The 19,791-nt window shown below is 72.5% G+C and carries 20 protein-coding genes; 12 read left to right on the top strand and 8 right to left on the bottom strand.

The annotated features are described in order from the left end of the window. Nucleotides 1-69: 69 nt before the first annotated feature. Genes argC through Aau02nite_RS33355 form a run of 8 tightly spaced genes read left to right on the top strand, consistent with a single transcriptional unit; the run spans nt 70 to nt 7,805 of the window. Nucleotides 70-1,071, top strand: coding sequence for an N-acetyl-gamma-glutamyl-phosphate reductase (gene argC / locus Aau02nite_RS33390; protein ID WP_212992599.1), 1,002 nt, complete (start codon nt 70-72; stop codon nt 1,069-1,071). After that, nucleotides 1,068-2,240: a bifunctional glutamate N-acetyltransferase/amino-acid acetyltransferase ArgJ gene (gene argJ, locus Aau02nite_RS33385; RefSeq protein ID WP_212992598.1), complete on the top strand. Its 1,173-nt coding sequence runs from the start codon at nt 1,068-1,070 to the stop codon at nt 2,238-2,240. Before argC ends, argJ begins: the two co-directional genes overlap by 4 nt. Beyond that, nucleotides 2,237-3,103 carry an acetylglutamate kinase gene (gene argB, locus Aau02nite_RS33380; protein WP_212992597.1) on the top strand — a complete coding sequence of 289 codons (867 nt, stop codon included), beginning with the start codon at nt 2,237-2,239 and terminating at the stop codon, nt 3,101-3,103. Before argJ ends, argB begins: the two co-directional genes overlap by 4 nt. Continuing rightward, the gene (locus Aau02nite_RS33375; protein ID WP_212992596.1) at nt 3,100-4,257 is read left to right on the top strand and encodes an acetylornithine transaminase; all 1,158 of its coding nucleotides are present in this window, start codon (nt 3,100-3,102) and stop codon (nt 4,255-4,257) included. The genes argB and Aau02nite_RS33375 overlap by 4 nt, the downstream gene beginning before the upstream one ends. Continuing rightward, the gene (argF, locus tag Aau02nite_RS33370) at nt 4,254-5,177 is read left to right on the top strand and encodes an ornithine carbamoyltransferase (RefSeq protein ID WP_212992595.1); all 924 of its coding nucleotides are present in this window, start codon (nt 4,254-4,256) and stop codon (nt 5,175-5,177) included. The genes Aau02nite_RS33375 and argF overlap by 4 nt, the downstream gene beginning before the upstream one ends. Beyond that, a complete protein-coding gene (locus Aau02nite_RS33365; protein ID WP_212992594.1) occupies nt 5,174-5,671 on the top strand; it encodes an arginine repressor in 498 nt (165 codons plus the stop codon). The genes argF and Aau02nite_RS33365 overlap by 4 nt, the downstream gene beginning before the upstream one ends. Beyond that, the gene (locus Aau02nite_RS33360; RefSeq protein WP_212992593.1) at nt 5,668-6,546 is read left to right on the top strand and encodes a hypothetical protein; all 879 of its coding nucleotides are present in this window, start codon (nt 5,668-5,670) and stop codon (nt 6,544-6,546) included. The genes Aau02nite_RS33365 and Aau02nite_RS33360 overlap by 4 nt, the downstream gene beginning before the upstream one ends. Before the next feature lie 14 nt (nt 6,547-6,560). Continuing rightward, nucleotides 6,561-7,805 carry an argininosuccinate synthase gene (locus Aau02nite_RS33355; RefSeq protein ID WP_212992592.1) on the top strand — a complete coding sequence of 415 codons (1,245 nt, stop codon included), beginning with the start codon at nt 6,561-6,563 and terminating at the stop codon, nt 7,803-7,805. A 53-nt stretch (nt 7,806-7,858) separates the two neighbouring features. Here Aau02nite_RS33355 and dapE read toward each other — a convergent pair whose 3' ends face one another. Continuing rightward, nucleotides 7,859-8,926 (bottom strand): succinyl-diaminopimelate desuccinylase, encoded by a 1,068-nt coding sequence (gene dapE, locus Aau02nite_RS33350; protein ID WP_212992591.1) that lies wholly within the window; start codon nt 8,924-8,926, stop codon nt 7,859-7,861. Nucleotides 8,927-8,976: 50 nt separating this feature from the next. Between dapE and argH the strand changes: the two genes are divergently transcribed. Next, nucleotides 8,977-10,407 carry an argininosuccinate lyase gene (gene argH / locus Aau02nite_RS33345; protein ID WP_212992590.1) on the top strand — a complete coding sequence of 477 codons (1,431 nt, stop codon included), beginning with the start codon at nt 8,977-8,979 and terminating at the stop codon, nt 10,405-10,407. A gap of 327 nt (nt 10,408-10,734) precedes the next feature. Here the strand turns inward: argH and Aau02nite_RS33340 are convergent, their stop codons facing one another. Further along, a complete protein-coding gene (locus Aau02nite_RS33340; protein ID WP_212992589.1) occupies nt 10,735-11,655 on the bottom strand; it encodes a sulfite exporter TauE/SafE family protein in 921 nt (306 codons plus the stop codon). A 209-nt stretch (nt 11,656-11,864) separates the two neighbouring features. On the opposite strand from Aau02nite_RS33340, the gene Aau02nite_RS33335 reads away from it, so the two are divergent. Next, entirely contained in the window at nt 11,865-12,842 is a 978-nt protein-coding gene (locus Aau02nite_RS33335; protein ID WP_212992588.1) for a LysR family transcriptional regulator, read from the top strand. A 3-nt stretch (nt 12,843-12,845) separates the two neighbouring features. On the opposite strand, the gene Aau02nite_RS33330 is transcribed toward Aau02nite_RS33335, so the two are convergent. From Aau02nite_RS33330 to Aau02nite_RS33315, 4 genes are all read right to left on the bottom strand, one after another. Next, nucleotides 12,846-13,481, bottom strand: coding sequence for a CPBP family glutamic-type intramembrane protease (locus tag Aau02nite_RS33330; RefSeq protein ID WP_212992587.1), 636 nt, complete (start codon nt 13,479-13,481; stop codon nt 12,846-12,848). A gap of 156 nt (nt 13,482-13,637) precedes the next feature. Next, nucleotides 13,638-14,510: a hypothetical protein gene (locus tag Aau02nite_RS33325; protein WP_212992586.1), complete on the bottom strand. Its 873-nt coding sequence runs from the start codon at nt 14,508-14,510 to the stop codon at nt 13,638-13,640. After that, a complete protein-coding gene (locus tag Aau02nite_RS33320; RefSeq protein ID WP_212992585.1) occupies nt 14,507-15,856 on the bottom strand; it encodes a hypothetical protein in 1,350 nt (449 codons plus the stop codon). The genes Aau02nite_RS33325 and Aau02nite_RS33320 overlap by 4 nt, the downstream gene beginning before the upstream one ends. Beyond that, complete coding sequence (locus tag Aau02nite_RS33315) at nt 15,849-16,157, bottom strand: DUF6403 family protein (RefSeq protein WP_212992584.1); 309 nt, start codon at nt 16,155-16,157, stop codon at nt 15,849-15,851. The genes Aau02nite_RS33320 and Aau02nite_RS33315 overlap by 8 nt, the downstream gene beginning before the upstream one ends. 127 nt (nt 16,158-16,284) lie before the next feature. Between Aau02nite_RS33315 and Aau02nite_RS33310 the strand changes: the two genes are divergently transcribed. Continuing rightward, nucleotides 16,285-17,043 (top strand): metallophosphoesterase, encoded by a 759-nt coding sequence (locus Aau02nite_RS33310; protein WP_212992583.1) that lies wholly within the window; start codon nt 16,285-16,287, stop codon nt 17,041-17,043. Continuing rightward, entirely contained in the window at nt 17,040-17,477 is a 438-nt protein-coding gene (locus Aau02nite_RS33305) for a hypothetical protein (protein WP_212992582.1), read from the top strand. Before Aau02nite_RS33310 ends, Aau02nite_RS33305 begins: the two co-directional genes overlap by 4 nt. Here the strand turns inward: Aau02nite_RS33305 and arfA are convergent. Both arfA and Aau02nite_RS33295 read right to left on the bottom strand, forming a co-directional pair. After that, nucleotides 17,461-18,945 carry an arabinosylfuranosidase ArfA gene (gene arfA, locus Aau02nite_RS33300; RefSeq protein ID WP_212992581.1) on the bottom strand — a complete coding sequence of 495 codons (1,485 nt, stop codon included), beginning with the start codon at nt 18,943-18,945 and terminating at the stop codon, nt 17,461-17,463. The two genes, Aau02nite_RS33305 and arfA, sit on opposite strands and share 17 nt — an antisense overlap. Before the next feature lie 2 nt (nt 18,946-18,947). Further along, nucleotides 18,948-19,790: a carbohydrate ABC transporter permease gene (locus Aau02nite_RS33295; protein ID WP_212992580.1), complete on the bottom strand. Its 843-nt coding sequence runs from the start codon at nt 19,788-19,790 to the stop codon at nt 18,948-18,950. Between the last annotated feature and the right edge of the window lies 1 nt (nt 19,791).

Raw genomic sequence — 19,791 nt, 5'->3', positions numbered from 1 at the left:
CACCTTTCGAGGTTGCCCGATGGCTGTGCGCGTTGATACCGTCCTCTGCATAGTCATGCGGAGGTAAGTATGGGAATCAGGGTCGCTGTCGCCGGGGCGAGTGGGTACGCCGGGGGCGAGCTGCTGCGCCTGATCGCCGGGCACCCCGAGCTCGACCTCGTCGCCGCCACGGCGCACAGTCAGGCGGGTACGCCCGTGGCCGCCGTACACCCGCAGCTCGCGGGCCTGGATCTGGTCCTCGGGGTGACCGACGCGGAAACGCTGGCCGACGCTGATCTGGTCTTCCTGGCCCTGCCGCACGGGCAGTCCGCGGCGCTGGCCGCCCAGCTGCCCGCCGGGGTGAAGATCGTCGATCTGGGCGCCGACTTCCGGCTGCACGACGCCGGCGCCTGGGGCCGCTACTACGGCGGCACGCACGCCGGCACCTGGACCTACGGCCTGCCCGAGCTGCCCGGGCACCGGGCCGCCATCGCCGCCAGCGGGCGGGTGGCCAACACCGGCTGCTACGCGGCCACCATCGCCCTGGCCCTGGCCCCGCTGATCGCCGCCGGGGCCGCCGATCCCGCCGACGTCGTGGTGGTCGCCTCCTCGGGCACGTCCGGGGCCGGTCGGTCCGCCAAGGTCAACCTGCTCGCCAGTGAGGTCATGGGCGACCTGTCGCCCTACAAGGTCGGCGCGCACCAGCACGTCCCCGAGATCAAGCAGGCCACCGGCGCGACCTCGCTGTCGATGATCCCGGTGCTGGCGCCGATGCCACGCGGCATCCTCGCCACCGTCACCGCGAAGCCGCTCGGTGACGCCGACCCGCGGGCGGTGCTGCAGGCCGCCTACGCCGACGAGCCGTTCGTGCACGTGCTGCCGGCCGGCACCTGGCCGCACACCGCGGCCACGGCCGGCTCCAACTCCTGCCACCTGCAGGCCACTCTCGACGTCGACTCCGGGCGGATCGTCGTCGTCAGTGCTCTGGACAATCTCGGCAAGGGCGCCGCGGGCCAGGCCGTGCAGTGCGCCAACCTCATGCTCGGCCTGCCGGAGACTGCGGGCCTGACGGTATTCGGAGTCGCTCCGTGACGATCACCACCCCCAAGGGGTTCCGGGCCAGCGGTGTCGCCGCGGGGCTGAAGACCGGCGGCGGTCCCGACGTGGCGCTCGTCGTCAACGACGGCCCCGACGCGACCGTGGCCGGTGTCTTCACCGCCAACCGGGTCAAGGCCGCGCCCGTGATGTGGAGCCAGCAGGTGCTCAAGGGCGGCGTCGTCCGGGCCGTCGTGCTCAACTCCGGCGGCGCCAACGCCTGCACCGGCACGCAGGGATTCCGGGACACGCACGCCACCGCCGAGCACACCGCCGCCGTGCTGCGCGGCGGGCCGAAGCCGCTGCTGGTCGGGGCCGGGGACATCGCGGTGTGCTCGACCGGCCTGATCGGCGAGCTGCTGCCGATGGACAAGCTGCTGCCCGGCGTCACCGCCGCGGTCAGGTCCCTGAACGCCGACGGGGGCACGGCCGCGGCCCAGGCCATCATGACCACCGACACCGTGGCCAAGAACGCGGTCGTCCGCGGCGACGGCTGGTCGGTCGGCGGCATGGCCAAGGGCGCCGGCATGCTCGCTCCCGCCCTGGCCACCATGCTCGTGGTGCTCACCACCGACGCGGTCGCCGGCTCGGAGACGCTGGACACCGCGCTGCGCGAGGCGACCCGGCTGACCTTCGACCGGATCGACGCCGACGGGTGCATGTCCACCAACGACACCGTGCTGTTGCTGGCGAGCGGCGCCTCCGACGTCCAGCCCAGCCAGGAGGAGCTGACCGCCGCGGTCACCGCCGTCTGCGAGGATCTGGCCCGGCAGCTGATCGACGACGCGGAGGGCGCCACCAAGCACATCGCCATCGAGGTGCAGGGCGCGGCCAGCGAGGCCGACGCGGTCGAGGTCGGGCGTACGGTCGCCCGCAACAACCTGGTCAAGACCGCCCTGTTCGGCAACGACCCGAACTGGGGCCGGATCCTGGCCGCGGTCGGCACCACGGCTGCCGCCTTCGCGCCGGACCGCATCGACGTCGCCGTCAACGGCGTGTGGGTCTGCCGGGGCGGGGCCGCCGCCGACGACCGGTCCAAGGTGGACCTCACCGGGCGGGACGTGACCCTCACCGTGCACCTGCACGAGGGCGAGATGTCCGCGACGATCCGCACCACGGACCTGTCGCACGCGTACGTGCACGAGAACTCGGCGTACAGCTCGTGAACGCCTCCGACAAGGCCGCCATCCTGATCGAGGCCCTGCCCTGGCTGGAACGGTTCCACGGCACCACCGTCGTCATCAAGTACGGCGGCAACGCGATGATCGACCCCGAGCTGCAGCGGGCCTTCGCCGCCGACATGGTCTTCCTGCGCTACGCCGGGATCAAGCCGGTCGTGGTGCACGGCGGCGGCCCGCAGATCTCCTCGATGCTCGGCAAGCTGGGCATCGAGAGCGAGTTCCGCGGCGGCCTGCGGGTCACCACCCCCGAGGCGATGGACGTCGTCCGGATGGTGCTGGTCGGCCAGGTCGGCCGCGAGCTGGTCGGCCTGATCAACGAGCACGGCCCGTTCGCCGTCGGGCTGTCCGGCGAGGACGCCCGGCTGTTCACCGCCGTGCGCCGGCACGCGGTGGTCGACGGTGAGCCGGTCGACATCGGCCAGGTCGGCGACGTCGCGCAGGTCGACACCTCGGCCGTGGACGACCTGATCGCCGCCGGGCGCATCCCGGTGGTCGCCACCGTCGCGCCCGACGCCGACGGCCTGGTGCACAACGTCAACGCCGACACCGCCGCGTCCGCCCTGGCCGTCGCGCTCGGCGCCCGCAAGCTGGTCGTGCTCACCGACGTGCCCGGCCTCTACACCAACTGGCCCGACACCTCCTCGCTCACCTCGCAGATCGACACCGGCGCGCTGGAGAAGCTGCTGCCCAGCCTCCAGTCCGGCATGGTGCCGAAGATGGAGGCGTGCCTGCGGGCGGTGCAGGGCGGCGTCCCCGCGGCGCACGTGGTCGACGGCCGCGTGCCGCACTCGACGCTGCTCGAAGTGTTCACCTCGGAAGGATTCGGCACGATGGTGGTTCCGTCATGACCCCGTTCCGCGACCGGTGGTCGCAGAGCATGATGAACAACTACGGCACGCCGTCGCTCGGCCTGATCAGCGGCTCCGGCGCCGTCGTGGTCGCCGAGGACGGCAAGGAGTACGTCGACCTGCTCGGCGGCATCGCGGTGAACGCCCTGGGCCACGCCCACCCGGCCATCGTCGCCGCGGTCTCCCAGCAGGTCGCCACCCTGGGCCACGTCTCCAACCTCTACCTCGCCGAGCCGCCGCTGGCCCTGGCCGAGCTGCTGCTGGCCCTGGCCGGGCGCCCCGGCCGGGTGATCTTCAGCAACTCGGGCGCGGAGGCCAACGAGGCCGCGTTCAAGCTGTCCCGGCTGACCGGGCGCACCCACGTGGTCGCCACCGAGGGCGGCTTCCACGGCCGCACGATGGGGGCGCTCGCCCTGACCGGTCAGCCCGGCAAGCGGGAGCCGTTCCGGCCGCTGCCGGGCGAGGTCACCCACGTCCCGTACGGCGATGCCGAAGCCCTGCGCGCGGCCGTCACGACGCAGACCGCCATGCTCATCCTCGAGCCGATCCAGGGTGAGATGGGCGTGGTCGTGCCACCGCCCGGGTACCTGACCGCGGCCCGGGAGATCTGCACCGCGACCGGCACGCTGCTGGTGCTCGACGAGGTGCAGACCGGCATCGGGCGCACCGGGCACTGGTTCCACCACCAGAGCGAGGGCGTCGAGCCGGACGTCGTGACGCTGGCCAAGGGTCTCGGCGGCGGTCTGCCGCTGGGTGCCTGCATCGCCTTCGGCAAGGCCGGGGAGCTGTTCGGGCCCGGCTCGCACGGCACCACCTTCGGCGGCAACCCGGTGAGCTGCGCGGCCGGCCTGGCCGTCATCCGGACCATCGCCGGCGAGGGCCTGCTCGATCACGTCAAGCGGGTCGGCGAACTGATCCGGCGCGGCGTCGAGGGCCTGCACAGCCCGGCGATCGCCGGCGTGCGGGGGGCCGGGCTGCTGCTCGGCATCGAGCTCACCGCGCCGGTGTCCGCGGAGGTGGCGAAGTCGCTGCAGGAGGCCGGCTTCCTGGTGAATCCCATCCAGCCCGACGTGATCCGGCTGGCCCCGCCGCTGATCCTGACCACCGGCCAGGCCGAGGCGTTCGTCGCGGCGCTCGGGGAGGTCGTCAAGTGACCCGCCACTTCCTGCGCGACGACGACCTCTCGCCCGCCGAGCAGAGCGCGGTGCTCGACCTGGCCGCCGCGATGAAGGCCGACCGGTTCGCGTACCGGCCGCTGGAGGGCCCGCGGTCGGTCGCCGTCTTCTTCGACAAGGTCAGCCTGCGCACCCGGCTGTCGTTCGAGACCGGCATCCCCGAGCTGGGCGGCAACGCCATCGTGGTGGACACCCAGGCCACCCACTTCGGTCGCGGTGAGTCGCTGCTGGACGCCGGCCGGGTCGTCTCCCGGTACGTGTCCGCGATCGTCTTCCGGACCTCCGGCGACGAGCGGCTGGCCGAGCTCGCCTCCGACGTGCACGTGCCGGTGGTCAACGCGCTGACCACCGGCTTCCACCCCTGCCAGCTGCTGGCCGACCTGCAGACCATCCGGGAGCGGCTGGGCGGCACGGCCGGGCGCACGCTGACCTACGTGGGCGACGCCGCGAACAACATGGCCCACTCGTACCTGCTGGCCGGCGCGACCGCGGGCCTGCACGTACGGGTGGCCGCTCCCGAGGGGTTCGACCCGGATCCGGCCGTGGTGACCCGGGCGGCCGAGATCGCGGCGGGCACCGGCGGTTCGGTCGCCGTGTTCCGGGACCCGCGGGAGGCGGCGGCCGGCGCGCACGTGCTGGCCACCGATGCGTGGACGTCGATGGGCATGGAGGACGACGGCATCGACCGGCACACGCCGTTCCGGCCGTACCAGATCAACAAGGACCTGCTGGCCGCGGCCGCGCCCGACGCGATCGTGCTGCACTGCCTGCCGGCGCACCGCGGCGAGGAGATCACCGACGAGGTGATGGACGGCGCGCAGAGCGCGGTCTTCGACCAGGCCGAGAACCGCCTGCACGCCCAGAAGGCCCTGCTGACCTGGCTGCTGGACCAGCAATGACCGGGCCGGGTACGCGGGCGGCGCGGCACGCGCGCATCGTCGAGCTGGTGCGGGACAAGGCCGTGCGGTCGCAGACCGAGCTCGCCGACCTGCTGGCCGTCGACGGCGTGCAGGTCACCCAGGCGACGCTGTCGCGCGACCTGGAGGAGCTGCGGGCGGTCAAGGTCGGCGGGGTCTACGTCATCCCCGAGGACGGGCTGCCCGCCCTGCGCCCGGTCGAGCAGGCCCCGGCCCGGCTCATCCGGCTGCTGCGCGAGCTGCTCAACTCCGTCGACGTCAGCGGCAACCTGGTGGTGCTGCGGGTGCCGCCGGGTGCGGCGCAGTTCCTGGCCAGCGCGCTGGACCGCTCGGGCCTGCCCGACGTCGTCGGCACCATCGCCGGCGACGACACCATCCTCGTGGTGGCCCGCGACGCCGGTGACGGGCCGGGCGCCGCGCTCGCCGAGAAGCTCACGGCCTGGAGCCGTGCCGACCCCGAAGGGAGCCAACCATGACCGCCGTCGAGGCACATTTCCCCGGCTTCGCCGACAACATGCAGAAGCTCCTGAACCACGGGCTGGAGTTCTACCTGGCGTCCAACGAGTCGCTGCGCCCGTTCCTCAACGAGGCCCCGTACGGCCACAAGCTGAGCTGGCTCGACTTCACCGACACGACCGAGGACAAGGGCTGGGACACCGGCGCGTTCCTCAACCTGTTCAACGTGATGAACGGCATCGCGTTCGGCGACCGGGGCATCCCGATGCCGCAGTGGGTGATGGTCGACCTGATCCTGATGCCCTCGGCCGCGGTCATCGCCGCGCTGCCGCAGTCGTCGTTCACCGAGGTGCTGGAGACCAGCGCCTTCGATGCGGACGCCAAGCGCCACATGCGGGCGGTCTTCGACAAGGCCAAGCAGAGCGACTACAACGGCCCGATCCCGATCGCCGGCTACTGCGCCGCGCCCAGTGCGGCCCCGGGCACCTGGGTCGGCTGGTCGCTGTGGTCGCTGTGGACCAGCGTCGGGCTGGGCAAGGCGCTCAAGGCGCTGGCGCTGTCGGCGTACCAGGCGCAGAAGCTCGACGGTGTCACCCAGTACGACAACAGCGCCCTGCGCGTGCACACCCGCTTCGGCCGGCTGCGCATCATGGTCGCGACCGTGCCGTTCCACACCTCGCCCGGCTCGTTCGTCTACGAGAACGACTTCACCGTGCCGGTCACCGAGCCCGAGCCGGAGCCGTCGTTCCTGCTCGACCCGTTCGACTACGAGCGGCAGCGGGCCATGCAGAAGGCCATCGAGGCCCGCGAGTGCACGTACTACGTGCTCGCCCCCGGCCACCTCGTCCAGGAGGGCCGGACGTTCGTGCCCATCCTCGAGATCCCCGCGTCCTGATAAGGAAAATCCTGATGTCCAAGCGCAAGATCGTCCTCGCCTTCTCCGGTGGCCTCGACACCTCGTACGCCCTGGTCTCCCTGCGCGAGCAGGGCTGGGAGGTGCTCACCGCCAACGTCGACACCGGCGGCCTGCACAGCGGCGAGGGTGACGTCGTCCGGGCCCGCGCGGAGGAGCTCGGCTCGGCCCGGCACTTCGTCATCGACGCCCGCGAGGAGCTGTACGCGCGCGTGGTCACGTACGCGGTCAAGGCGAACTACCTGCGCAACGGCGGCTACCCGTCCTGCGTCGGCGCCGAGCGGCTGGTGCAGGCGGAGAAGGTCGTGCAGTGCGCGCTGGACAACGGCGCGGACGCGATCGCGCACGGCTCCACCGGCGCCGGCGCCGACCACGTGCGCTACGACTCGGTGATCCGCGCGCTGGCCCCGCAGCTGGAGATCATCACCCCGATCCGCGACGAGCGGCTGACCCGCGAGTTCGAGCGCGACTTCCTGCGGCAGCACGGTTTCGAGACCAGCGACAAGGTCACCACGTACTCGATCAACGAGGGTCTGATCGGCACCTCGATCGGCGGCAAGGAGACCTACGGCTCGTGGGACTACCTGCCCGAGGAGGCCTGGGAGAGCACGAAGTCCATCAAGGACGCTCCCGAGGACGGCGTCGAGCTGATCCTGGCCTTCGAGAAGGGCGAGGTGACCTCGGCGACGACGCTGGACGGCAGCCCGATCGAGGGCACCGGCCCGGACGCGCCGAACTACGCGATCCTGCGCTCGCTGAACACGTTGGCCGCCGAGCACGGCGTCGGCCGGGGCATCCACATGGGCTCGACCATGGTCGGCAACCTGGCCCGGGTCGGCTTCGAGGCCCCCGGCATGCTCACCCTGATCGCGGCGCACCGCGAGCTGGAGCGCCTGACCCTGAGCAACCGGCAGCAGGCGACCAAGCTGCAGCTCGGCAACACGTACGGCGACCTGCTGCACGAGGCCGTCTACTACGACCCGATCCTGGACGACTTCCGGGCGTTCCTGGACTCGAGCCAGACCCGGGTCACCGGCGAGGTGCGGATCCGGCTGCAGAAGGGCAACGTGATCCCGCTGGGCAGCCGCAGCCCGTACAGCCTGCTGGACGCGGCAACCCGGCAGGGCGTCGTCTACGGCTACGGCTCATCCCTGTGGACCGGCGAGCAGGCCCGCGCCTACGCCCACATGTACGCCATCCCCGGCGCAATCCAGAAAAACGCTGGCCCGCAGGACAAATGACCATCCTGCGGCGCAACCCGAGGCGCAGTGCCCGCCGAGCGGAGCGAGGCCATTCAGCAGAGCCAGGCGGCCAGGACGCGTTCGCATTCGCGGATCTCGGCGACCGGCACGTACTCCTCGTCGGTGTGGGCGAGCAGCGGGTCGCCCGGGGCGTAGTTGACCGCCGGGATGCCGAGTTCGGCGAAGCGGGCCACGTCCGTCCAGCCGAACTTCGGCGCCGGTTCCTTGCCCACCACGGCCAGGAACTCGGCGGCCGCGGGCTGGTCCAGGCCGGGGCGGGCGCCCGGGGCCTGGTCGCGGATCTCCAGCTCGTAGCCGGCGAAGACCTCCTGCAGGTACGCGTAGGCCTCGGCGATGCTGCGGTCCGGCGCGAACCGGTGGTTGATGTCGATGACGCACTCGTCGGGCAGCACGTTGCCGGCGATGCCGCCCTGGATGTTCACGGCGTTGAGGCCCTCGTGGTACTGCAGCCCGTCGACGACCGGCCGGCGCGGCTCGTAGGCGTTCAGGATGGCCAGCACGGGGGCGGCGGCGTGGATCGCGTTGATGCCGCGCCAGGCCCGCGCGGTGTGCGCGGCCTTGCCCCGCAGGGTGATGCGCACCCGCATGGTGCCCTGGCAGCCGCCCTCGACACCGCTGTTGGAGGGCTCGCCCAGGATGGCGAAGTCGCCGGCCAGCCAGTCGGGGTGGTTGCGCACGAGCCGGCCGAGCCCGTTCCTGACCGAGGCGACCTCCTCGTTGTCGTAGCAGACGAAGGTGAGGTCGTGGCGCGGATCGGTCACGGTCGCGGCGATGCGCAGCTGGGTGGCCAGGCCGGCCTTCATGTCGCAGGTGCCGCGCCCGTGCAGGAGCTGGGCGTCGCCCTCGCCGGTGGTCCAGGTGGGAAGATTGTCCTTGATCGGTACGGTGTCCAGGTGCCCGGCGAGCACGATCCGCTTGTCCCGGCCCAGGTTCGTGCGAGCCACCAGGGCGTCGCCGTCGCGCAGCACCTCGAGGTGTCCCAGCTTGCGCAGGGCGGCCTCGACGGCATCCGCGAGGGTGCCCTCGTCCCCGCTGACCGAGGGGATGTCGCAGAGCGCGCGGGTCAATGAGACAACATCATCGTGCAGGTCGAGCGTCATGGGACGGACCCTATCGTGGGTCCCCCGAACCGAATTGAAGGAGTGAGCGCGTGCCGGAGACCGAAGGCCCGACCAGGCTGTGGGGTGGCCGTTTCGCCGGCGGACCGGCGGAGGCCCTGGCCCGGCTGAGCGTGAGCGTGCATTTCGACTGGCGCCTGGCGCCGTACGACATCGCGGCCTCGCGGGCCCACGCCCGCGTCCTGGCCGGCGCGGGTCTGCTCGACGCCGACGAGCTCGGCCAGATGCTGGCCGCGCTGGACGACCTGGAGTCGGCGTGCGCGGCGGGGGAGTTCCGCCCGACCGTCGAGGACGAGGACGTGCACACCGCGCTGGAACGCGGCCTGCTCGAACGCCTCGGCACCCTGGGCGGCAAGCTGCGCGCGGGCCGTTCCCGCAACGACCAGGTCGCCACCGACCTGCGGATGTACCTGCGCGACCACGCCCGCGGGGTGGCCGCCGCGGTGGTCGAGCTGGCGGACGCGCTGCTGGAGCAGGCCGGCCGGCACCTCGACACGCCCGCGCCGGGCATGACCCACCTGCAACACGCCCAGCCGGTGAGCTTCGGCCACTGGCTGCTGGCCCACGTCCAGCCGCTGCTGCGCGACCTGGACCGGCTGCGCGACTGGGACGCCCGCACGGCGATCTCGCCGCTGGGCTCGGGCGCCCTGGCCGGCTCGTCGCTGCCGCTGGACCCGGGCGCGGTGGCCAAGGAACTGGGTTTCAAGGCACCGGCACAGAACTCGATGGACGCGGTGTCGGACCGCGACTTCGTGGCCGAGTTCCTCTTCATCACCGGCCTGATCGGCGTGCACCTGTCCCGCCTCGGCGAGGAGGTGGTCCTCTGGACCTCGCAGGAGTTCGGCTGGGTGATCCTCGACGACGCGTTCGCCACCGGCTCGTCGATCATGCCGCAGAAGAAGAACGCGGACATCGCGGAGCTGGCCCGGGGCAAGGCCGGCCGGCTGATCGGCGGCCTGGTCGCGGTGCTGACCATGCTCAAGGGCCTGCCGCTGACCTACGACCGCGACATGCAGGAGGACAAGGAACCGGCGTTCGACGCGATCGACACGCTGCAGCTGCTGCTGCCCGCCCTGGCCGGAATGATCTCGACCATGACGGTCCGGGTGGACCGCCTGGCCGCGGCCGCCCCGGTCGGCTTCTCGCTGGCCACCGAGGTGGCGGACTGGCTGGTCCGCAGGCACGTCCCGTTCCGCGACGCCCACGAGATCACCGGCCGCCTGGTGGCGCTGTGCGCGGCCCGCGAGTGCGAGCTGGAGGACGTCTCGGACGAGGACCTCAAAACGGTCAGCGAACACCTCGACCCGTCGGTGCGCGAGGTACTGAGCGTCCGCTCGGCCCTGGCGGCCCGCACGACCGCGGGCTCGACGGGCCCGGGCCCGGTGGCCGACCAGCTCCAGACGGCCTCCGACAAACTGGACGGCTGGCGAGAATGGTCCATCGAAAGCGTCGTCCCGAGGTAACCCTTCATCCGGTACGCGCGCCGGCTTCCTCAACCGCAACACCGCCGCACGCCACCACGACGCAGCTCCGATCCACTCCAGCCCGGCGACCGACCGCCGGGCTGGAGTGATCGGCAGCCCGGCTTGTCGGCGGCGCCGGCCCGTAGGCGGCGCCGGCCTGGCCGTGGCGCCGGGCCTATCGGCACTCCCGGGTCTGTCGGTGGTTCTGGCCTATCGGTAGCCCGGCCCTATCGGTAGCCCGGCCCTATCGGTAGCCCGGCCCTATCGGTACCGGGTCTGTCGGTAGTCCGCCCGTGTCGGCAGCGACTGGGCCTGGAGTGTCCGCGGTCAGTGGGCGTTGATGCTTTCGCGGGTTTCGTCCTCGGCTGGGCCGGTCTGGGCCGGGACCGCCGCGGCTGGCCGCCGGGTTCGTCGCCAGATCGCCAGGGCGACGGCGACCAGGATCGCCGTTCCGGTGATCGCTCCCACCGCCATGGTCGGCACGTCGAGCATCTTCAGCGCGCTGGCCAGGAGCACGATCACCAGCGCCGCCCGGACGATGCCGCCCGGGGCCCGTGACGAGATGCGGGCGCCGAGGAGCACGCCCGGGATCGAGCCGATCAGGACCGCGCCCGCGATGTCCAGGTGCAGGTCGCCGAAGAGGGCGTGGCCCACCGCGGCCGAGATGACCAGGGGGATGGCCTGGATCAGGTCGGTGCCGACCACGTCGTTGGCGCGCAGTTTGGGGTACAGCGCCAGCAGGGCCACGATGATCAGCGAGCCCGAGCCCACCGAGGTCAGGCCCACGATCACGCCGCCGCCCACGCCGACCAGCAGGGTCGGGATCGGGCGTACCGTGATCGGCTCGGCCGGGCCGTCGCCGCGCTGGTGGCGGGTCACCCAGGCCTTGAGCAGCATGCCGCCCGCGGCCAGCAGCAGCGCGCAGCCGAGCGCGATCTTGATGGTGTGCTGCACGGTCTCGTCGTCGCCGAGCAGGCGCAGCAGCAGCACGCCGAGGAAGGCGCTCGGGATGCTGCCGGCGCACAGCCAGGCGACGAGGCGCCAGTTCACCGTGCCGCGGCGGGCGTGCACCCAGCCGCCGAACGGCTTCATCACCGCGCTGGCCGCGAGGTCGCTGGAGACCGCGGCCACCGGCGGGACGCCGAAGAACAGGACCAGGATGGGGGTCATCAAGGCGCCGCCGCCCATGCCGGTGAGTCCGACCACGATGCCGACGCCGAGTCCGGCGAACGCCAGGGTGAGATCCATCGGTCGAGTTTCGGCGAGAATCCCTGTCTTGTCTACTAACTCGGTCGACTATATCAACTATTGGAACGCCGAATCACCCTGTGACCGCTAACAATGGTGGGGCGAGCCGCATGTTGCCGCCACGTTACGCCTTGACTACGTGAATGTTAGCGATAACACTGCGAGGGACGTATCGATGGGATGAGCGGGGTCATCGAGGAGGTCGCACCATGAGCACCCTGCCCCGGCACACCGCTCTCCGCGCCGTCTCCGACCCGGTCGGCGGCAACCGCATCGAGCTGCGCCAGCTGCGGTATTTCGTCACCCTCGCCGAGGAACTGCACTTCGGCCGGGCCGCCGCCCGCGAGCACATCGTCCCGTCCGCGCTCAGCGCCCAGGTGCAGCGCCTCGAACGCGCGGTCGGCGTGCTGCTGGTCGATCGCACCACCCGGCACGTCGCGCTCACCCCGGCCGGCGCCCGGTTCCTCATCGAGGCCCGGCAGATCGTCGAGCATGTGGACCGGGCCGCCGCGCTGGCCCAGGGCATGGCGCTCGCCGCGCCGACCCTGCGCGTCGGGGTGCTCGACGAGGGCTACGACGCCGTGCGGCCGGTGCTGCGCGCGGTGCAGGCCCGCCATCCCGAGCTGGAGATCCACCAGGTGCTGGCCGGCGTGCCGGAGCAGTGCCGGCTGCTCGCGGACGGCCGGCTCGACGTCGGCATCGGGCGGCTGCCCGGGGCGGATCCGGAGGTCACCGCCGAGATCTTCCGGCTCGATCCGCTGGGCGTGCTGGTCCCGGCCGGGCATCCGTACGCCGCCCTGACCCACGTCCTGGTCAGCGACCTGCGCGACGAGACCCTGCTGCTCGCCGACGAGGACCAGGCGCCCGAGTTCAACGGCTTCGTCGCGGAGGTCTGCCGGTCCGCGGGCTTCTTCCCGACGCTGTTCACCGGCAGCGTGCAGACCCTGCGCGCGGCCGTGGACCTGGTGCTGCAGGGCCGCTGTGTGCTCTGCAGCCCGGAGTCGACCGCGGGCGTGTCCGCCGAGCTGGTCTGGCGCCCGCTCGACCCGTCTGTGCCCCGCTACCCGTGGTCGATGCTGTGGCGGGCCCACCACCCGTCCCGCTGGGCGATCGAGCTGGTCGAGACCGCCCGCGCCCTCGCCACCGAGCTGGGCTGGTGCGACGCGGCCCGCGACCGCGCCAGCTGAGCGCTAGGCACCGTGGTAGAAGTACCCGCCGAGACCGATGGTGAAGATCGTGACGCCGTACAGGGCGTGCTCCACCGACACCACGAGCAGGGACCGGGTCCGCTGGTACCGGCGGGCGAAGAGCCAGCCGCCCACCAGCGTCGCGGCGACCGCCAGGACGTTGCCGAACAGCAGGTGCGCGAAGCTGAACACGGCCGCGCTCACCGCGGCGGCACCACGGCCCGTGCCGAACAGCGGGGCGTACCGGTGCAGCAGATAAGCCCGGTACAACAACTCCTGTGGGTACACCGAGAGCAGCGGGTACAGCAGGACGACCGCCAGCCACAGCGCGGTCTCCCGGCGCGGCATGTCGAAGAGGCGGTCGGGGGCGGCCAGGGCCACGCCGGCCGTCGCCACCACCGACACCGCCGCCCACAGCAGCAGCACACCCGGCAGCGCCGGCCGGAGCGCGGCGGCGTTCCACAGCCTGCGACGGTCGAAGCCGGCGTCGCGGCGCAGAGCCAGCGCGGCGAGGGTGCCCGCCACGACCAGCGGTGGAATGGGACCACCCGGTACGCCGAGGACGAGGTACGCCCCGACCACCACGACGAAGAGCAACCCGAACTCCGTGGCGAGCCGCCACCGGTAGGCCTGCGTCATGCCCGCACGGTCCCCGAACTGCACCACGAACGCATGGCCGCGGTCCCACTGGCTCATGAAGCGCGGCGGAACCGGTGCACCGGCCATGACCGCGCACGACTGGCTGTCCGCGATCGCGCCAGTTGAGCCCGGTCGCCCCGACCCGCAGCAGCGGTCCTAAGCCGTCCGGGCGGCCAGCTCCCGGCACCGCTTGCTGAGGGCCTCGATCCGCCGGTCCAGCGCGGCCGGGTCCGTGCCGTCCGTGAGCTCACCGAGCAGATCGGCGTAGTCACCGGCGAGCCGCCGGTACTGCTTGTCGAAGGTCTTCTGCCGGCCGCGCGGGGACCGTCCGTCCAGGTCGACGATCTGTTGCGCGAGGACCGCCGCGGCGGCGCTCGTGGCGTTCCCGGCGTCGACGGCCGCGGCCCGGCGTTCACCTTCCGCGACCGCGAGCCGTCCGGCCCGGCGCCCGGCGAGGTAGAGCGCGGCCGCGCCCAGCAGGACCGCCGCGATCGCCGCCGCCGCGATCAGATAGCGCGGCAGCGACGGGCTGATGGTCCGTGCGCCGTCGGGCACCACCCCGGCCTTGACCAGGCCGTCGTAGTTGACGGCCACCACCTTCAGCGCCTCCAGCGGACGGTCGGCGAACCCGTCGATGCCCGAGCCGATCGTCGTCTCGGCGACCGCGGCCTTGCCGAAGTTCTCGTCGGCGACGCCGGGCAGCAGCGCACAGCCGTACGTGTCGTACTCGTCGTCCTGCCGGCTGAGCACCAGCACCAGCGTGCCCTTGGCCGCCTGCCGGGCGGCGTCGCAGCCCTGCCGCAGGTCGTCCGTGCCGGGCGCCAGCATGATCACGACCAGCCGGCGGTTACCGATCACCCGCTGCGCGGCCGGGCGGTCCAGCTCGATGCCGGGAGCGGCGTAGACCGACGACGAGCGGACCTGCCGGGCGATCGCCCCGTCCAGGATGCCGCCGGACCACAGGGCCCAGCCGGCCAGGATCAGGCAGGCCACCACGGCGAGGCCGAACGGCGTGACTCGTCTGCTCACGCCGGCCTCCGGCGCAGGTAGTCGCCGGGCCGGTAGCCGTCGAACGGCAGGTGCTGGGCCGCCTCGTCGAGCTCGGCCTCGGCATCGTCCAGCAGCTCGCGGGCGTGCGGATCCGGCAGGTTCCCGGCGAGGGCGTCGCGGGCCGCCAGCAGCTTGGTGATGCCACGGGTCAGCGCCGGGTCACTGGCCCGCGAGGTGAGCGCCGACATCTCGACGGCCAGCCCGGTCAGGCCGGCCAACCGGGCGGGTGTCCCCAGGCTCGGCGCACTCGGGGCCGGCCGGCGGACCGACCGCGCCGACAGCAGCAGGAAGGCGACGACGCAGGCGGTGAACAACCACGGCAGGGCGGGCAGGGCGACCCGGACCGGGTCGAGCGGGCGGTACGGCAGGGGCCGGTCGAACAGCCCGGAGTAGCGGACGTCGGCGGCCCGGTCCAGGTACGTGGCCAGCACCGCCCGCTGCGGGTACGCCGACCGGCTGAGCAGGTCACCGAACCGGCCGTAGTAGGTGGCCGTGGCCAGCTCGGCGAACCCGGCCGCGTCGGGACCGTCGTACTCGATCCACGATCCGTACATCACCACGATCGGGGTGTCCGGGAAGCTCGCCGCCAGCGCCGGTCCGTAGCGGGGGACCGGTTTCCCGGCCGGCTGCTGGGGCAGGGCCACGTACAGCGCTCTGCGGCCCGGGAAGGCCGCCGCCGCGGCAGCCGCCGGCACCTCGGTCAGGGTCGCGCCCGCAGCGACGTGCACGCCCGTGCGCCGCAGGTCGGCGGTGACCGCCCGCAGTTCCGCGGCGCTCGGGTCGCGCCGGGCCAACCGGTCGGTCTCCGCGGGTGCCGGCTGGTCGTTCAGCTCCGCGACCAGGCCCATCAGCAGGGTCGTCACGTCACCGGTGGCGAACTGGGACCGCCAGTCGGCCGCCGTGCTGCCCGTGGACCGGTAGAGCCCGCCGCTGACCTGGGTGCCGATGATCCGGACGGTGGCCCCCTCGACGTCGCGGACCCGATCCTGCTCCGCTTTGTCCAGCCCGGGCGGCGCGACCAGGATGCGCACCTCGGCGCCGCCGGCCGCGGCCCGGACCGCCGCCTCGTCCCAGGACGCAACGGCACCGGGCAGCCGGACCACCGGCTTCGCCCGGATCAGCGCGCTCATCTCCTCGACCGAGGGCACGCCGGCCGAACCGGGCGGCTCCTGGTCGATGCGCTGCGCGGTCGACGGGGAGGCGCCGTAACTGACCTCGATGCTCTGCCGCTGGGCGCCCAGGAAGATCACCAGGATGCCGGCGGCGACGCCGAGCACCGCCCAGCGCAGCCATTCCGGCCGGGGCCGCGGGAAGCGGTCAGCCACGCGCGGCCGCCCGCCACAGCGCGTCGGCCCGACGCGCGCACTCGGCCGCCGCGCGGGCCGCCGCTAGCCCGCCGCGGCCCGCCGCGATCAGCTCGGCCCGGCTCAACAGCTGCTCGGCCTCGGCGACCGGGACCGGGCAGGCGTCGCGGCTGACGGTGGCGGTGCCGATCGCGGCCCGGGCAGCCGACCATTCCGTACGCCGGTGCAGGTCACCGGCCCGCAGCCGGGGCACGGCGACCGCCGCGAAACCCGCCCCGATCAGCAGCACGGCACCCACGGTCCAGATCGGCCAGGTTGACATGGAGGAGCAGCTCCGGTGGGGTCTCGAGCGGGTGTCCGGACCCCGATTGTGCCGGACGGGATCCATCGACCGCGCAAGGCCCGGTGGGCGGCATCGGCGCTATCGTCGTCGGCACGGAGGTTGATCGATGACGCGGGTCGTGGTGATCGGGGACGTCGGCGGGTGCGCGCGGCACCTGGCCGACGCGGTCGGCGGGCTGACCGCCGACGAGGACACCGTGGTCGTCCAGGTCGGGGATCTGGTCGACCGGGGGCCGGACAGCTCCGGCGTGCTGGCTTTCGTCGCCGAGCGGCTGGCGACCGCGCCCGCCCGCTGGATCCAGCTCATCGGCAACCACGAGTCGCAGTACCTCGGCGGTGACGTGTTCTGGCCGGAGCCGCTGGCCGAGAGTGACGCCGCCCTGCTGCGCGGCTGGTGGCTGCGCGACCAGCTCCGGGTGGCCGCCGCGCTGCGGACCGCCGGGGGCGAGGAGTTCCTGCTCACCCACGCCGCGCTGACCGTCGGCGCCTGGCAGCACCTCGGCGCGCCGGTCACCGCCGGGACGGCCGCGGACCTGCTCAACACCCGGCCCGAGGAACTGCTGTGGCACGACCGCGGCCCGCTGTGGGCGGAGGCCGGCCCCGACGTGTACGAGTCCTGGCTGCACGCCGCCGAGCCGCCCCCGTTCAGCCAGCTGCACGGCCACTCGAGCATCGTCGACTTCCGGCACCGCGCCTGGCTGTGCGGCGAGCGGATCCGGCAGCGCACCACCGTGGACTGGGCGGCCCGGCACACGTTCACCAGGATCGGCGGTTCCCGCTTCGTCGGCGTCGACCCCAAACACGGCCGCGCCGGCGCCCCGCGGTGGGCCCCGCTGGTCTTCGAGGATGCGATCCTGATCGGATGAGCGAAACCGATCACCCGACGCTGGCGCCGCTCATCGGCGACTGGCACACCCAGGGGGAGATGTTCGGCGCCGACGGCAGCACCGTGGTCGCCGGGATCGACGGCACCGACGCCTACGAGTGGCTCGGCCCGTTCGTCGTGCACCGCGTCGACGTGGTGATCGGCGGGGAGCGCACCCGGGCCCTGGAGATCTTCGAGCCGTACGACCCCGCGCGCGGAGCCTTCCCCACCCGGGCCTACGACGACCGGGGCGGTGTCGAGACGTCGGAGGCAGCCGTCGACGGGGACGGGGAGTGGACCTTCCGGGCCGCGACGGCCCACGCCGTGTTGCGCGTGGCCGCCGACGGCCGGTCGATGCGGGCGCACTGGGTCGTCCGGGACGCGGACGGCCGCGAGCGCCGCTGGATGGAGCTGCGGTTCAGCCGCCGATCCTGATCATGTTCCAGGACAGGGCCGGGAGCTCGGCCCGCAGCCGGCCACCGTCCAGTTGGGGCTCGCTCAGGTCGCGCGGCTGCACCCGGTCGGGCTGCTGGGCGGTGTTGACCGCGTCCGGGTCGTCGTCCGTGAGCACCGTGTGGGTGGCCGAGGTCAGGCCGGGCACGGCGCGCAGGTCCACGTTCAGGGTCATCGGCTCGGTCTGCGACCTGTTCACCGCGAAGAGCACCACGCCCGCCTCCGTCTGCACGGCGACCGCGTCCAGCAGCGGGACCTCGCCGTGCCGGGCCGTCTCGTGCGTCGGTGCCGTGATGGCCGGCTGCAACACGGTGCCGCGCCCGTAGCGGGTCGTCAGCGCGTACGGGTGGAAGCTCGCCTGCCGCCACGCCGTCCCGCCCGGCTCGGTCATGATGGTGGCGATGACGTTGACCAGCTGCGCCTGGCAGCCGATCTTCACCCGGTCGGCGTGGCGCAGCAGGCTGATCAGCAGGTTGCCGACCACGACGGCGTCGGTGACCGAGTAGACGTCCTCGATCAGCCGGGGCTGGTGCTCGACGGCCAGGTTCTTCTCGCCGGCGAAGCGGCTCTGGTACCAGACGTTCCACTCGTCGAACGAGATGTTGATCCGCTTGCGGTGCCGGCCCACCGCGCGCACGTGGTCGGCCGTGGCGACGAGCTCGTCGATGAACTGGTCCATGTCGGTGGCACAGGCCAGGAAGCTGTCCCGGTCATCACCGTGCTGCTGGTAGTAGGCGTGCATCGACACGTAGTCCACGGCGTCGTACGTCTCCGCCAGCACCGTGGCCTCCCAGCTGCCGAACGTCGGCATCTGCCGACCCGAGCTGCCGCAGGCGACGAGCTCGATCGACGGGTCGACCTGGCGCATCGCCTTGGCCGTCTCCAGCGCCAGGCGGGCGTACTCGGCCGCGGTCTTGTGGCCGATCTGCCACGGGCCGTCCAGTTCGTTGCCCAGGCACCAGGTCTTGATCCCGTACGGGTCGCCGCCGCGCAGGTCCGACCAGTACGTGCCGCCCGGGTGGTTGCAGTACTCGACCAGGGACCGGGCCGCGTCGATGCCCCGGGTGCCCAGGTTGACCGCCATCATCGGCTCCACGCCGACGGTCCGGGCCCAGGTCATGAACTCGCCGACGCCGACGTGGTTGGACTCCAGCGAGCGCCAGGCCAGGTCGAGGCGGGTGGGCCGCTCGCCGACCGGGCCGATGCCGTCCTCCCAGCGGTAACCCGAGACGAAGTTGCCGCCGGGATAGCGCACCAGCGGGACGCCGAGCTCGCGGACCAGGTCCGCGGTGTCCTGCCGGAAGCCGTTCTCGTCGGCGCTCGGGTGCCCGGGCTCGTAGATGCCCGTGTAGACGCAGCGGCCCATGTGCTCGACGAACGAGCCGTACAGCCGCGGGTCCACGTCGCCCACCCGGAACGCGGGGTCGACGGTCATGGTGGCGGAAAGCATGCTCAACCTTTCAGGCCGCTGCCGGCGATGCCCTCGACGATATGACGCTGGAACAGCAGGAACACGGCGACGAGGGGAATCGCGCCGAGAATAGCCGACGCCATCGTGTCGGCGTACCGGATGCCGAAGGCCCCCTGCACCGTGGCCAGGCCGACCGGCACCGTCATGATGTCCGGGTTGCTCAGCACCAGCAGCGGCCACAGCAGGTCGTTCCACGAGGTGACGAAGGTGAAGATGGCCACGGCCGCGACCGCGGGCCGGGCCAGCGGCATGATGATCTTCCGGTAGATCCGCAGGTAGCCGGCGCCGTCCATGCGCGCGACCTCCTCCAGCTCACGCGGCAGGCCGTCGAAGAACTGCTTGAAGATGAACACGGCGATCGCGGTGGGGATCTGCGGCAGGCTCACCGCCCACCACGTGTTCAGCAGGCCGAGCGCGTCGAACTCGCGGAACCAGGGCACGATCAGCACCTGGCCGGGGATCATGATGCCGGCCAGCACGACCCAGAAGACCGCGGTCCGGTAGCGGAAGCGCATCCGGGACAACGCGTACGCGGCCAGGCTGGCCACCAGCACAGTGCCGGCCGCGGTCAGCGTCGAGATGAACAGGCTGGAGCCGAACCAGGTGAGGAGGTCGGTGTCGCGCAGCACCCGGCTGAACGCGTCGAGGGTCGGGTCGGAGATCGCCCACGTGGTCCGGGTGGTCTCGGCGTTGGGCTTGAGTGCGGTGTCCAGCGCCCAGGCCAGCGGCACCAGCCAGAGCAGGGCGAAGGCGATCAGCACGCCGAAGCAGATGCGGTTGAAGAGCTTGACGCGTGTCTCCGCCCGCTGGGCGAGATCCGTCATG

Source organism: Actinoplanes auranticolor (assembly GCF_018332655.1).
GTDB classification, from domain to species: Bacteria; Actinomycetota; Actinomycetes; order Mycobacteriales; family Micromonosporaceae; genus Actinoplanes; species Actinoplanes auranticolor.
The sequence above is the reverse complement of the archived record's forward strand: the minus strand, read 5'-3'. Positions and strand labels throughout refer to the sequence as shown.

Coding starts and splice junctions, on each gene's coding strand:
- Aau02nite_RS33315 (WP_212992584.1), bottom strand. CDS start 16,157: ATGTCAACCTGGCCGATCTGGACCGTGGGTGCCGTGCTGCTGATCGGG.
- Aau02nite_RS33355 (WP_212992592.1), top strand. CDS start 6,561: ATGTCCAAGCGCAAGATCGTCCTCGCCTTCTCCGGTGGCCTCGACACC.
- dapE (WP_212992591.1), bottom strand. CDS start 8,926: ATGACGCTCGACCTGCACGATGATGTTGTCTCATTGACCCGCGCGCTC.
- argC (WP_212992599.1), top strand. CDS start 70: ATGGGAATCAGGGTCGCTGTCGCCGGGGCGAGTGGGTACGCCGGGGGC.
- Aau02nite_RS33310 (WP_212992583.1), top strand. CDS start 16,285: ATGACGCGGGTCGTGGTGATCGGGGACGTCGGCGGGTGCGCGCGGCAC.
- Aau02nite_RS33330 (WP_212992587.1), bottom strand. CDS start 13,481: ATGACGCAGGCCTACCGGTGGCGGCTCGCCACGGAGTTCGGGTTGCTC.
- Aau02nite_RS33340 (WP_212992589.1), bottom strand. CDS start 11,655: ATGGATCTCACCCTGGCGTTCGCCGGACTCGGCGTCGGCATCGTGGTC.
- Aau02nite_RS33335 (WP_212992588.1), top strand. CDS start 11,865: ATGAGCACCCTGCCCCGGCACACCGCTCTCCGCGCCGTCTCCGACCCG.
- Aau02nite_RS33375 (WP_212992596.1), top strand. CDS start 3,100: ATGACCCCGTTCCGCGACCGGTGGTCGCAGAGCATGATGAACAACTAC.
- Aau02nite_RS33305 (WP_212992582.1), top strand. CDS start 17,040: ATGAGCGAAACCGATCACCCGACGCTGGCGCCGCTCATCGGCGACTGG.
- Aau02nite_RS33360 (WP_212992593.1), top strand. CDS start 5,668: ATGACCGCCGTCGAGGCACATTTCCCCGGCTTCGCCGACAACATGCAG.
- Aau02nite_RS33365 (WP_212992594.1), top strand. CDS start 5,174: ATGACCGGGCCGGGTACGCGGGCGGCGCGGCACGCGCGCATCGTCGAG.
- Aau02nite_RS33295 (WP_212992580.1), bottom strand. CDS start 19,790: ATGACGGATCTCGCCCAGCGGGCGGAGACACGCGTCAAGCTCTTCAAC.
- arfA (WP_212992581.1), bottom strand. CDS start 18,945: ATGCTTTCCGCCACCATGACCGTCGACCCCGCGTTCCGGGTGGGCGAC.